The organism is Acidovorax sp. HMWF018 (assembly GCF_003061035.1).
GTDB lineage: Bacteria > Pseudomonadota > Gammaproteobacteria > Burkholderiales > Burkholderiaceae_C > Acidovorax > Acidovorax delafieldii.
Window position 1 is genome coordinate 3818 of sequence record NZ_QAIM01000569.1, and the last position, 12224, is coordinate 16041.

The following is a 12224-nucleotide window of genomic DNA, read 5'->3' on the forward strand; positions in this document are numbered from 1 at the left end:
TGCCAGTTGCTGCCAGGTGGCAATCACGCTGTCGGGGTTGAGCGAAATCGACGAGATGCCTTCCTTGGCCAGCCACTGCGCAAAGTCAGGGTGGTCGCTGGGGCCCTGGCCGCAGATACCGATGTACTTGCCCTGGGCCAGGCAGGCCTTGATGGCCTGGTGGATCAGTGCCTCGACAGCCGGGTCGCGTTCGTCAAAGTCCTGCGCCAGCAGCTCCAGGCCCGAGTCACGGTCCAGGCCCAGCGTGAGCTGGGTCAGGTCGTTGGAGCCGATGGAGAAGCCGTCGAAGAACTCCAGGAAACGCTCTGCCAGGATGGCATTGCTGGGCACTTCGCACATCATGATGACCTTGAGGTCGTCCTTGCCACGCTGCAGTCCATGGCTGGCCAGCAGCTTGGTCACGCGTTCGGCCTGGCCCAGCGTGCGCACAAAGGGCACCATCACCTGCACGTTGGTCAGGCCCATGTCGTTGCGCACGCGCTTCAAGGCTTCACATTCCATGGCAAAGGCTTCGCCGAAGTCTTCGCTGATGTAGCGGGCGGCACCACGGAAGCCGAGCATCGGGTTTTCTTCCTCGGGCTCGTAGCGGCTGCCGCCGATCAGCTTGCGGTACTCGTTGGACTTGAAGTCAGACAAGCGCACGATGACGGGCTTGGGCCAGAAGGCGGCGGCAATGGTGGCCACGCCTTCAGCGACCTTGTCCACGTAGAACGCGCGGGGCGACGCATGGCCACGGGCCACGGATTCCACGGCCTTCTTCAGGTCGGCATCGATCTGGGGATAGTCCAGGATCGCCTTGGGGTGCACACCAATGTTGTTGTTGATGATGAACTCGAGCCGCGCCAGGCCAACGCCTTCGTTGGGCAGCTGGGCAAAATCAAACGCCAGCTGGGGGTTGCCCACGTTCATCATGATCTTGGTCTTGATGGGAGGCATCGCGCCGCGCTGCACTTCGGTGACTTCGGTTTCGAGCAGGCCGTCGTAGATCTTGCCCGTGTCGCCCTCGGAGCAGCTCACCGTGACCAGCGTGCCATCCTTCAGACGCTCGGTCGCGTCGCCACAGCCCACGACGGCTGGGATGCCCAGCTCGCGCGCAATGATGGCGGCGTGGCACGTGCGGCCACCCCGGTTGGTGACGATGGCGCTGGCGCGCTTCATCACAGGCTCCCAGTTGGGGTCCGTCATGTCGGTGACCAGCACATCGCCCGGCTGGACCTTGTCCATCTCGGAAATGTTGTGCACCAGGCGCACGGGGCCGGTGCCAATCTTCTGGCCGATGGCGCGGCCCTCGGCCAGCACGGTGCCCTGGCCCTTGAGCTTGTAGCGCAGCTCGGCCTGGCCCTTGGCCTGGCTCTTCACGGTTTCAGGCCGTGCCTGCAGGATGTAGAGCTGGCCGTCGGTGCCGTCCTTGCCCCACTCGATGTCCATGGGCCGGCCGTAGTGCTGCTCGATCACCAGCGCGTAGCGGGCCAGTTGCTCCACGTCGGCGTCGGTCAGCGAGTAGCGGTTGCGCTGCTCGGTGGGCACATCAATGGTCTTGACCAGCTTGCCGCTGGCGGCCTTTTCCTCAGGCGTGGAGAACACCATCTGGATCAGCTTGCTGCCCAGGTTGCGGCGGATCAGCGCCTTCTTGCCTGCCTGGAGCATGGGCTTGTGCACGTAGAACTCGTCGGGGTTCACGGCGCCCTGGACCACGGTTTCGCCCAGGCCGTAGCTGCTGGTGATGAAGACCACGTCCTCAAAGCCGGATTCGGTATCGATGGTGAACATCACGCCGGCGGCGCCCAGGTCGGAGCGCACCATGCGCTGCACACCGGCCGACAGTGCCACCACATCGTGCTCGAAGCCCTTGTGCACACGGTAGGAAATGGCGCGGTCGTTGTACAGCGACGCAAACACTTCCTTCATCTTGTGCATGACTTCGTCGATGCCCACCACGTTCAGGAAGGTTTCCTGCTGGCCGGCAAACGATGCGTCGGGCAAGTCCTCGGCCGTGGCGGACGAGCGCACGGCAAACGAGGCAGCAGGGTTGCCAGCACTCAGCTTGGCAAATTCGTCGGCAATGGCCTTTTGCAGGTCGGCCGGGAAGGGCTGGGCCTCAACCATGGCGCGAATCTCGGCACCGACCTGTGCGAGGGCGCGCACGTCCTCGGTATCCAGGCTTTTGAGCTTGGCGCTGATGCGGTCAGCCAGCCCGTCGTAGGCCAGGAACTCGCGAAACGCGTGGGCGGTGGTGGCAAAGCCCGTGGGCACGCGCACGCCCTGCGGCAGCTGGGAGATCATCTCGCCGAGGCTGGCGTTTTTACCGCCAACGGCCTCGACATCGGTCATTCTCAGGTTTTCAAACGGTACGACCAAGGCGGTCGGGCTGAAAAGTGCAGACATGGGAAAGCTCCAGAAGTTGAAACCGGGTCTGCGCGCCTGCCCCCTGAGAGCGATGGGCGAGCGGCCATGCACAGGCTGCAGCTTTGTCGTTGTGGTTGTAGGCCGACGGTGTGCATGGTGAGAATTGGATAATTGTGACAATTGTAGGCCCGCGCATCTGGCAACGGGCTGACGCTTTCACGCGACTGACGCAAATCGGGGAATTGCCACTTCTTTGTGGTGTCCACCCGGCTGGCGCAAGCCGCATCCAAAAAAAGGGGATCCATGCACTCGCGCACCGTATTTTTTGTCTCTGACGGCACCGGCATCACCGCCGAAACCTTCGGCAATGCCATCCTGGCCCAATTCGAGATGAAGCCGCGCCATGTGCGCCTGCCCTTCATTGACACCGTGGACAAGGCGCACCAGGCGGTGCGGCAGATCAACCACACTGCAGAGGTCGAGGGCAAGAAGCCCATCGTTTTCACCACGCTGGTCAACATGGATGTTCTCAAGGTCATCCAGGATGGCTGCAAGGGCATGCTGCTGGACATGTTCGGCACCTTTGTGCACCCGCTGGAGGAAGAGCTGGGCATCAAGTCGCACCACCGCGTGGGGCGCTTCAGCGACGTGAGCCGCAGCAAGGAATACACGGACCGTATTGAAGCCATCAACTTCAGCTTGGCTCATGACGACGGCCAGAGCAACCGCGACCTGGCAGGTGCCGACGTGATCCTGGTGGGCGTGAGCCGCAGCGGCAAAACGCCCACCAGCCTGTACCTGGCCATGCAATGTGGCCTGAAAGCCGCCAACTACCCCCTGATCCCCGAGGATTTCGAGCGCCGCCAGCTGCCCCCGGCCCTGGTGCCGTTTCGCAGCAAGATCTTTGGCCTGACCATCAGCCCCGACCGCCTGGCCGAGATCCGCGCCGAGCGTCGCCCCAACTCCAAATACGCCAGCATCGAAAACTGCCGCGCCGAGGTGGCCGAGGCCGAGGCCATGATGCGCCGCGCGGGCATCCGGTGGCTGTCCACCACCACCAAATCGATTGAAGAGATTGCGACGACCATCCTGCAGGAGGTGAGGCCGGAGCGGCTGGTGTATTGAACAGCGTTGGGTGACAACGCTGCCACCAACCGACAACCACCAACCCCTCGGAGGGGCGATCAGAATGTTGAATAAAAACCGGGCCTACCGCCTTACTTACAAGAAAAGCAAGCTACAGATAACATAGCAACCTCTAAGAGAACGAACGGCGCAACCTGGCGTGCGCCGCTGGCTCGCCCCACAGATCACGGTAACCCACCGCCAACGGTACCGTCGCCCCCAAACAGCTCAAACACCATCCCGCGCAGCCACTGATTGACGGGTTCGCGGTGCACCTTGGCGTGCCAGAACACGCTGATGGGCGCGTCAGGCAGTTTGACGGGGTGCGTGCGCAGTACCAGGCCAAAAGGTTCGACCAGCTTGAGCGCCAGCCGCTCGGGCACCGTCGCCACCAGCGCCGTGCTTTGGAGGATGTGGCCCACGCTCACAAAGTGCGGCACGCTCAGCCGCACCAGGCGGTCGATGCCGGCCTTCTGGATCAGCTCGTCCACCTTGCCGTGCCCCGTCCCTGCAGACACGATCACCAGGTGCTCTGCCGCCTTGTAGTCCGACAGCAGCAGCTTGGGCCGGTCCAGCGCGTGGCCCTTTCGGAACAGACACACATAACGCTGGCGGAACAAGCGCCGCTGGAAAAACCCCGCTTTCAGCTGCGGCAGCAGGCCAATGGCCAGGTCCACCTTGCCAGCCTCCATGTCTTCGCGCAGATGGGCAGCGTTGTTGCGCACGGTGTTCAGCGTGACGCCCGGCGCCTCCCGCCCCAGGCGCTCCAGCAGCGCGGGCAGGAAGACGATCTCGCCAATGTCCGTCATGCCGATGGTGATGGTGCGCTTGAGCGTTGCGGGCGTGAACTGTGTGCGCTGGTTCAGCCCGCTGTGGATCATGCCCAGCGCATAGCCCACGGACTCGCCCAGTTGTTCGGCAAAAGGCGTGGGCACCATGCCGCCCGAGGTGCGCAAGAAAAGCTCGTCGCCAAAAATGCGCCGCAGCTTGGCCAGCGCGTTGCTCACAGCAGGCTGCGTCAGTCCCAGGTTGTCGGCCACTTTCGACACGCGCCGTTCGACCATGAGTTGCTGAAACAGCACCAGCAGGTTCAGGTCGATATCCGATAGCTCCATCGCCACTCCATCAGCTCGGGTGATATGAAGTGGCGATGGTATTGCAGCCAGTGATTTGTAGGCGCAATTCTGGGCACAATCGCCCGCATGAACTTGAACGCAGCCCGCCATGGACATCCTCGTTCAGCCGCTTAACCGCGTGATCCGCGCCGAGCCCGGCGTGAACCTGCTCGACGCCCTGCGCGCGGCGCAGGTTCCGATGTCGTATTCATGCCTGTCGGGCCGCTGCGGCATCTGCCGCTGCCGGGTGCTGTCGGGTGAGGTGCTCGATGGCGGGCGCGAGCAGCAGCGCCCGCTGGACGGCGTGGACGGTGCCGTGCTAGCCTGCCAGACCTATGTGACCGAGCCCTGCACCATCGAAGTGCCCGCCCCCGGCGAAGCCGTGGTGCACCGTGCCCGCGTGGCCAAGGCCACCGTGGTGGCCATCGAGCCGCTGGCGGCAGACATCCGGCGCCTGCTGCTCAAGGTGGCAAAACCCATTGCGTTTTCACCGGGCCAGTACATGCAGTTGGGGTTCACGCCGACGCACGTGCGCCCCTACTCCATGGCAAACCTGCCGGGCGAACCGCTGCTGGAGTTTCATGTGCAACTCATGCCCCAGGGCCGGGTCAGCGGCTACATCGCCGGGCAGCTCAAGGTGGGGGACAAGGTCAAGGTCAGTGGGCCGCTGGGCGCAGCGTATTTGCGCCAGCAGCACACGGGGCCCATGCTGTGCGTGGCTGGGGGCACCGGGCTGGCGTCGGTGCTGTCGGTGGTGCGCGGCGCAGTGGCCGCCGGAATGCGCAACCCCATTCACCTGTACTTCGGCCTACGCTCGACGCGCGAGCTGTATGGCCTGGCGTGGCTGGACCATTTGCGCAGCGTGCACCCTGCCCTGCAGGTGCATGTGGTGGTGGCCTCGGGCGCCGACCCTGCCACGCAGCGGCGCGGGCTGGTGACCCAGGCCATCGAGCAGGACCACGCCAGCCTGCGTGGCTGGCAGGCGTATCTGTGCGGATCGCCGCCGATGGTGGAGACCACCACACTGCTGGCGCTGGGTAAAGGCCTGGAGGCGGCGCACCTCCATGCCGAGGCTTTCTACATGCAGGGCGACTGAGGGGTAAGAGCCTTCAGGCTCAGCCCGCATCTGGCTGCGCACTGGGCGCCGCCTTGCGAAACGCTTCCAGCTGCGCGCAGGCCGCGTCCACCGCCTGCACCAGCGGCCAGCGCGACAAGTCCACCTTGAAGCGGCGCGCGCTCTCCACCTGCGGAACCAGGTACACATCGGCCAGCGTGGGGGTGCTGCCAAAGCAGAAATCACCGCGATGCGGGTCCTTCGACAGCAGCGCCTCAATGGCATCAAAGCCCGCGCTGATCCAGGTGCCGCACCAGTCGTTCACGGCAACCTCGTCGGCACCAAAGCGATGGCGCAGCGCCTCCAGAATGCGGCGGTTGTTGATGGGGTGGATGTCGCAGCCCACGATGGCGGCCAAGGCGCGCACCTGGGCGCGATCGCCTGCATCGCCGGGCAGCAGCGGTGGGGTGGGATAGCGCTCCTCGAGCCACTCGATGATGGCGGGCGACTGGATCATCAGGCGCTCGTCGGCCTCCAGCACGGGCACCAACTGCTGCGGGTTGATGGCCTTGAAGGCATCGCCCAGATGCTCTTCGCGCCGCAAATCGACCGCAATCTGCTCGTAGGCCAGCCCCTTGAGGTTGAGCGCAATGCGCAAGCGGTGGGAGGTTCCGCTGCGGAAGAAGGAATAGAGCTTCATGGTCAGTCTCTGTGTCAGTCCCTGTGTCAGTCCAAGGCAATCTTGGCACGCTTGACGACTTCACCAAACGTGCGCGAATCGCGTTCGATGGCCTTGGTGAGTTCGGCGGGCGGGCCGATGTAGGGCTCGAAACCGAAGGTCGCCAGGCGCTCCTTGACCTCAGAGGTGGCCAGCACCTTGCCCACGTCGGCATTGATCTTCTCGATGGCCACCTTGGGCGTGCCTGCGGGCGCAAACAGGCCCACCCAGGTCTTCACTTCAAACCCGGCCGGGCCGCCCGCTTCGCCCATGGTCGGAATGTCGGTGAAGCCCGCCAGACGCTGGGGCGCAGCCAGGGCCAGAAACTTCACCTTTTTGGCCTGGAACATCGGTCCGGCCGTCGCTGCCGTGCCAAACGCCCACTTGATGTCGCCCGTGGCCACAGAGGTGTAGACGCTGCCCATGTCCTTGTACGGCACATGCATCATCTTCGTGCCCGTCGCTGCCTCCAGACTCGCCGCGCCCACATGGGCCACGCTGCCGATACCCCAGGAGCCGTAGGTGATGTCGCCCGGCGCCGCCTTGGCCGCCTTGATCAGATCGCCCACATCCTTCCAGGGCGAGTTGGCCGCCACCACCACAAAAAAGTTGGTGAAATACACCGGCGCCACGGGCTCGAAATCTTTGATCGGGTCATAGGGCAGTTGCTTGAACACATGCGGCTGCAGGGCCATGTGCGTGTTGTCCACCTGCAGCAGCGTGTAGCCATCTGGCGCAGCGCGCTTGGCATCGCCGATGGCGATGAAACCGTTGGCACCCGGCTTGTTGTCAATGACGAGTTGCTGCCCCCAATTGCGCGACAAGCGCTCGCTGAGGATGCGCATCACCGCATCGGGGCCGCTGCCGGGCGAATACGGCGCGACGGAGCGGATGGGCTTGGCAGGGAAGGTCTGCGCCACGGCGTTGGGCACGCTCGCGGCGGCCACAAGGGCCAGCGCGCAGAGCGCCAGGGCAGGTCTCAAAATCTGTGAACGAATGGCGGTCAGCATGGGGGGTGTCTCCTTGGTTTTATGAAAGCCAAATCCGGCTTGGTGAGTGATGGATCAAACAGTGACTTGCGCACGATGGCTGTGCAGCGCCTCAAAAATCGGCGCGTCGCTGAAGCGAAACAGGTCGAGTGCGCCAGCAGCAGATGCCTGGGCCGAGAACGGTTGCCACGACGGCACCACAAACAAGTCGCCCCGCGCCACCTGCCAGGTGCGTTCACCCACCGTGACGGTGCCGCTGCCGTCAAACACCTGGAACACCGACGACCCCACCTCACGCTGAACCCGCGTTGCACCGCCCGCGCGCACGCGGTGCATTTCGGTCCGCATCGTGGGCAGCACATCGGCGCCGGTGGTGGGGTTGGTAAAGCGCACTGCAGCATGCCCGGGACTCAGGGTGCCCGCCTGGCCTTCGTCTTCCAGCGCGAGCTGGTCGGCCAGTGCACGATCGGTGTCCACCCAGCGGTAGGCCAGCAGGGGCGTGGCGGGCTGGGCCTGCACCATCGATACCGGGCGCAGGCCCGGGTGGCCCCACAGCCTTTCCGAATACGAACGCTCGGCGGTGGTGCGCTCGGCGGGTGGGAGCTTCTCGCGCCCCACTTCAAAAAACTGGCTCTCGGTGTAGTACGAGAACGGAATGTCCAGGCCGTCGATCCAGGCCATGGGCTCGGTGGCAGCGTTGTGGTGGGCATGCCAGTTCCAGCCGGCCTGGGGCAGAAAGTCGCCCCGCGACATGCGCACGGCATCGCCATTCACCACGGTCCACACGCCCTCGCCTTCCACTACAAAACGAAACGCGTGCTGCGTGTGCCGGTGCTCGGGGGCGTCTTCGCCGGGCATCAGGTACTGAATGGCGGCCCACAGCGTGGGCGTGGCAAACGGGCGCCCACCCAGCGCCGGGTTGGCCAGCGCAATCGCACGGCGCTCCCCGCCACGGCCCACAGGCACGATGGCGCCCGCCTGTGCGGCCAGGGCCTTCAAGCGGTCCCAGCGCCACAAGTGCGGCACGGCCTTGGATTGGGGCTGGCGGGGCATCAGGTCGCCAATCTGCGTCCAGAGCGGTACCAGCAGCTCTTGCTCAAAGCCCCGGTACAGCTGCTCCAGCTCGGGCGTCGGATCGGGCTGGCCCTTGCCCGCAACGGCGTGCAGCCGCACAGGGGAAGGTGTGAGGTCGGTGGTCATGGTGGGGTTGCCTCCTGGATGTGGTTTTTTCTTATTCCGCCGGGCCAACGTGGAGCACGATGCTGCCCACGCCTTCAATGTGGCCTTCAATGCGGTCGCCAGCCAGCACGGGGCCTACGCCCTCGGGCGTGCCGGTAAAGATCAGGTCACCCGGCTGCAGGTGGTAGAACTTGGACAGGTCGGCAATCAGCTCGGGGATGTTCCAGATCAGCTTGGACAGGTCGGACTTCTGGCGCGCGGTGCCATTGACCGACAGCTCCAGCTCGCCCTGGCCCAGCACCACCTGCGGCATGAGCACGATCTCGGAGACCACGGAAGACTGCTCCACATCCTTGCCCAGGTCCCAAGGCCGGCCCTTGTCACGCGCTACCAGCTGCAGGTCGCGGCGCGTCATGTCCAGGCCGCAGGCATAGCCATAGATAAGGCGGGGCGCATCTGCCTCGCTCACACGAAATCCGGGCGCACCAATGGCCAGCACCAGTTCCATTTCGTGGTGGTAGTTCTGCGTGCCGGGTGGGTAGGCCACGGTCGCGCCAGACTCGACCAGCGTGGACGGTGCCTTGGTGAAATAGAACGGCACTTCCACCGACTTGTCCACCGGGCGCCCCATCTCCACCGCATGCGCGTGGTAGTTGCGGCCCACAAAGAACAGCCGGTGGATGGGCAGGCGCTCGCTGCGGCCACGCACAGGCAGCGAATAGACGGGGGGCGGGGTCCAGAGGTAAGTGGTTGACGTGGTTGCGGTCATCGGTGGTTTCCTTAGCGGGTTGTCGTGTTCGGTTCTGGTGGGCTTGGGTGCGGGTGCGGGCTTCTGTGCTGCTCGGCATCCATGTGGGTTCACAGCTTTGCCATCGGCGTGCCCAAGTCGGCCAGCCGCTCGGCATCCACCGGCTTGCGCTGCTCGATCAGCCTGCGGGCAAAGCGCAGGTCGCGCGCTGCGTTGGCCCCTACGGCGGCCTGCACCACATCGCCCGCCAGGTAAAACAACACAAAGCTGCCGCTGGCCGGGTCGCCGCGCTGCACCACGCGGTGCGCAGGCGTGGGCATGCCGTAGATCTGCAGGTTCATGCCGTACTGGTCGGACCAGAACCATGGCAGCGGCTGGTAGTCCACTGCCTGGCCCAGGGCGGATCGCGCAGCGGCCATGCCCTGCTCCTGCGCGTTCTGCCACGACTCCAACCGCAGGCTGCGGCCCGCCCAGGGGTTGGGTGCCACGGCCACATCGCCTGCGGCCAGGATGTGGGGGTCGGACGTGCGGCATTGGGCATCGACCAGCACGCCACCTTCGCAAGCGAGGCCCGCCTCGCGCGCCAGCTCGTCGTTGGGCACCAGGCCAACGCCCAGCACGATGGTGTCGCACGCCAGCGCGCTGCCATCGGCCAGCAAGACCTCCGAGCGGCTATCTGCGCCATCTGCAGAGCGGGCAAAGCCCCGCACACCCGCGCCCAGCAGCACGCGCACGCCCTGGGCGCGGTGCAGCGCCAGCAGATACGCCGACACCTCGGCGGGCACGGTGCGTTCACACAAGCGGGTTTGCGTCTCCACCACCACCACTTCCGCGCCCTGCTGGCGTGCGGTGGCCGCCACCTCCAGGCCGATCCAGCCACCGCCCACCACCACCACGCTGCGGCCAGGCCGAAGGGCCGGGGCCAGCGCCTGCGCATCTTCAATGGTGCGCAGCGTGTGCAGCGGCACCTGGTCAGCGCCTGGCACGGCAAGCCGCCGGGCGCGCCCCCCGGTGCACAGGATGAGCTTGTCGTAGGGCTGCGCTGTGCCATCCGACAACAGCACCTGCTTGGCAGCGCGGTCAATGCGGTGCACCTGCACGCCGGGCCGCCATTGCACCGCCAGGGCGTCAAAGGCCTCGGGCTTCATGAGGCGCGTGCTCTCCGGCGCGGCTGCGCCCGATAGCACCGCCTTTGACAGCGGTGGCCGTTCGTGCGGCGGGTGGACTTCGTCACCGATCAGCACCACACGGCCCGCAAAGCCTTCGCTGCGCAGCGTTTGCGCCGCCCAGCCGCCCGCCTGGCCCGCACCGACGATCACGATGGTGTGGGCCGGGTGGGCGTTTACGCCTTCATGCGGCAATGCGGCGGCCTCGACCTCAGGTCGTTCGGCAGTCATGAGGGTCTCCTTGAGAGGTTCAGTCCAGGGCCAGCCACACGCGGCCGCCCTCGATCTTCACGGGGTAGCTGCGCAGCGGCTCGGTCACTGGCGCACAGGTGGGCTGGCCTGATCGCACATCAAACTTGCCTTGGTGCAGCGGGCATTCGATCTCGTGCCCTTCCAGAAACCCATCGCACAGTCGCGCATGGCCGTGGGTGCAGATGTTGTCGGTGGCAAACACATCGCCGCCCACGCCATACAGCGCAATGTCGCGCCCTGCCACAGCCAGGCCGATCACGTCATCCTGCGGCACATCGTCCTGCGCGGCGGCGTCAATCCAGTTCGTCGTCATGGCGGCTCCTCAGATGGGGTAGATCAGCGAGTTGGGGATCATCTCGCTGTCGTAAACGACGAGGCGCGATGCGAACTTCAGGCCCTCGGGCGTGGGCACCACCTCATCCAGCGTGCGCCCCACGTTGAACACCGTCGATTCCTTCGACAGACGCGTGCGCAGCACCGCGTAGTTGGCCTCGCAGTGGATGCGGCCATCTGCATCCACCTTGTGCACCAGCGGCGCACCCACCACGTGGCGCTGGTAATAGGGGTCGTGGAACAGCGTCTCGCGGATACCGTAGACGCGGTCTTTCAGCATGCCCTTGCTGTCAAACGCCAGCGTGGCCAGCGGAAACCCGCGCTCGTGGTTCTCCCGCGGCTGCAGCTTGTACACGCAGTGGTCGATGAAAAACTCAGGCCACGCCTCCCAGTCCGCCGCGTCAAGTGCGCGGGCGTAGCGGGCGTAGAGCTGGTTCAGTTCGAAGTAGGTCTGGAAGTCCATGGTCATGCCTCCGCCTCCATCACCTTGCGCCAGTATTCGTACATGCCCCGGATCAGCGTCTCGGTCACCATGTGGTCTGTGTCGCCCACCTCACGCCCGCCCAGCTCGGCCAGCGTGCGGTGCGCGGGCTTGGTCTCAAAGCCTTCCTGCGACCACTCGATCACCTCGCCATCGTCGGCCGACACAAAGCCTGCCGGGCCGAACAGATTGGCCTGGCGCAGGCGGCGCTGCGTCATCTCCTCGCTGTCGTCCTCAAAGCCAAAGTGCGTCCACACAAAATCAAAAGCGCCTTTGCCATCAGGCTGGATATGGCGCGTGGACACGCTGTTGACCTGCTGCTGAAAGATCACGCTAGGAAACACGGTCATCATCACCGCCGTGGGGACCGATGCCGCCGCGTTGGGCACCGTTGCGCCCTCCCCGCTGGCTGCGGGGGCCGGGCCCGCCCACCAGTCCTCCTGCGCAATATCCAAAAAGCGCGGGTCGTTCAGCTCCATGCCCGCCTTGAAGCTGGACACCTGCGTCACATCCGCCGCCTTGCCCGCCGCACCACGGGTCGAGACCATGGCCGCATGGCGGTGCTGCGCGTCCATCAGCAGTTGCGACTTGTTGTCGGCGCGCCAGAGCCCAAAGGTAACGAACCAGGTGTGCAGCAGGCCGGGGTGGTACGGGTCTTTGATGTTCTCTTGCATCAGCTTCCAGTTGCCCGGAATGCGCTGGCGGTTGTAGCCCAGGA

12 protein-coding genes are annotated in these 12224 nt (G+C 65.1%); 2 read left to right on the forward strand and 10 right to left on the reverse strand.

From position 1 onward, the window contains the following. Nucleotides 1-2385 (reverse strand): phosphoenolpyruvate synthase (gene ppsA, locus DBR23_RS24330; protein WP_108499843.1); only part of this gene is annotated, 2385 nt, incomplete at its 3' end. 264 nt (nucleotides 2386-2649) lie between these two features. On the opposite strand from ppsA, the gene DBR23_RS24335 reads away from it, so the two are divergent. Then, nucleotides 2650-3471: a pyruvate, water dikinase regulatory protein gene (locus DBR23_RS24335; RefSeq protein WP_108499834.1), complete on the forward strand. Its 822-nt coding sequence runs from the start codon at nucleotides 2650-2652 to the stop codon at nucleotides 3469-3471. Between the two features lie 185 nt (nucleotides 3472-3656). Here the strand turns inward: DBR23_RS24335 and DBR23_RS24340 are convergent, their stop codons facing one another. Then, the gene (locus tag DBR23_RS24340; RefSeq protein ID WP_056061881.1) at nucleotides 3657-4586 is read right to left on the reverse strand and encodes a LysR family transcriptional regulator; all 930 of its coding nucleotides are present in this window, start codon (nucleotides 4584-4586) and stop codon (nucleotides 3657-3659) included. A gap of 109 nt (nucleotides 4587-4695) precedes the next feature. Here DBR23_RS24340 and DBR23_RS24345 point away from each other — a divergent pair, with 109 nt between their 5' ends. Further along, a complete protein-coding gene (locus DBR23_RS24345; protein ID WP_108499835.1) occupies nucleotides 4696-5682 on the forward strand; it encodes a 2Fe-2S iron-sulfur cluster-binding protein in 987 nt (328 codons plus the stop codon). Nucleotides 5683-5701: 19 nt separating this feature from the next. On the opposite strand, the gene maiA is transcribed toward DBR23_RS24345, so the two are convergent. The 8 genes from maiA to DBR23_RS31660 form a co-directional block, all read right to left on the reverse strand. Next, complete coding sequence (gene maiA, locus DBR23_RS24350) at nucleotides 5702-6340, reverse strand: maleylacetoacetate isomerase (protein ID WP_108499836.1); 639 nt, start codon at nucleotides 6338-6340, stop codon at nucleotides 5702-5704. Nucleotides 6341-6366: 26 nt separating this feature from the next. Further along, nucleotides 6367-7368, reverse strand: coding sequence for a tripartite tricarboxylate transporter substrate binding protein (locus DBR23_RS24355; RefSeq protein ID WP_108499837.1), 1002 nt, complete (start codon nucleotides 7366-7368; stop codon nucleotides 6367-6369). A 54-nt stretch (nucleotides 7369-7422) separates the two neighbouring features. After that, nucleotides 7423-8547 (reverse strand): cupin domain-containing protein, encoded by a 1125-nt coding sequence (locus DBR23_RS24360; protein ID WP_108499838.1) that lies wholly within the window; start codon nucleotides 8545-8547, stop codon nucleotides 7423-7425. 31 nt (nucleotides 8548-8578) lie between these two features. Further along, on the reverse strand, nucleotides 8579-9295 hold the full coding sequence (locus DBR23_RS24365) for a fumarylacetoacetate hydrolase family protein (RefSeq protein WP_108499839.1): 717 nt from the start codon (nucleotides 9293-9295) through the stop codon (nucleotides 8579-8581). An 89-nt stretch (nucleotides 9296-9384) separates the two neighbouring features. Next, nucleotides 9385-10671 carry an NAD(P)/FAD-dependent oxidoreductase gene (locus DBR23_RS24370; protein WP_108499840.1) on the reverse strand — a complete coding sequence of 429 codons (1287 nt, stop codon included), beginning with the start codon at nucleotides 10669-10671 and terminating at the stop codon, nucleotides 9385-9387. Nucleotides 10672-10690: 19 nt separating this feature from the next. Continuing rightward, nucleotides 10691-11005: a non-heme iron oxygenase ferredoxin subunit gene (locus DBR23_RS24375; RefSeq protein ID WP_056061859.1), complete on the reverse strand. Its 315-nt coding sequence runs from the start codon at nucleotides 11003-11005 to the stop codon at nucleotides 10691-10693. 9 nt (nucleotides 11006-11014) lie between these two features. After that, the gene (locus tag DBR23_RS24380; protein ID WP_108499844.1) at nucleotides 11015-11488 is read right to left on the reverse strand and encodes an aromatic-ring-hydroxylating dioxygenase subunit beta; all 474 of its coding nucleotides are present in this window, start codon (nucleotides 11486-11488) and stop codon (nucleotides 11015-11017) included. Between the two features lie 2 nt (nucleotides 11489-11490). Then, nucleotides 11491-12224 (reverse strand): SRPBCC family protein (locus DBR23_RS31660; protein WP_304466241.1); only part of this gene is annotated, 734 nt, incomplete at its 5' end.

What these genes read in the sequence shown, in the direction of transcription:
- DBR23_RS24335 (WP_108499834.1), top strand. Translation starts at nt 2,650, where the DNA reads ATGCACTCGCGCACCGTATTTTTTGTCTCTGACGGCACCGGCATCACC.
- DBR23_RS24340 (WP_056061881.1), bottom strand. Translation starts at nt 4,586, where the DNA reads ATGGAGCTATCGGATATCGACCTGAACCTGCTGGTGCTGTTTCAGCAA.
- DBR23_RS24345 (WP_108499835.1), top strand. Translation starts at nt 4,696, where the DNA reads ATGGACATCCTCGTTCAGCCGCTTAACCGCGTGATCCGCGCCGAGCCC.
- maiA (WP_108499836.1), bottom strand. Translation starts at nt 6,340, where the DNA reads ATGAAGCTCTATTCCTTCTTCCGCAGCGGAACCTCCCACCGCTTGCGC.
- DBR23_RS24355 (WP_108499837.1), bottom strand. Translation starts at nt 7,368, where the DNA reads ATGCTGACCGCCATTCGTTCACAGATTTTGAGACCTGCCCTGGCGCTC.
- DBR23_RS24360 (WP_108499838.1), bottom strand. Translation starts at nt 8,547, where the DNA reads ATGACCACCGACCTCACACCTTCCCCTGTGCGGCTGCACGCCGTTGCG.
- DBR23_RS24365 (WP_108499839.1), bottom strand. Translation starts at nt 9,295, where the DNA reads ATGACCGCAACCACGTCAACCACTTACCTCTGGACCCCGCCCCCCGTC.
- DBR23_RS24370 (WP_108499840.1), bottom strand. Translation starts at nt 10,671, where the DNA reads ATGACTGCCGAACGACCTGAGGTCGAGGCCGCCGCATTGCCGCATGAA.
- DBR23_RS24375 (WP_056061859.1), bottom strand. Translation starts at nt 11,005, where the DNA reads ATGACGACGAACTGGATTGACGCCGCCGCGCAGGACGATGTGCCGCAG.
- DBR23_RS24380 (WP_108499844.1), bottom strand. Translation starts at nt 11,488, where the DNA reads ATGGACTTCCAGACCTACTTCGAACTGAACCAGCTCTACGCCCGCTAC.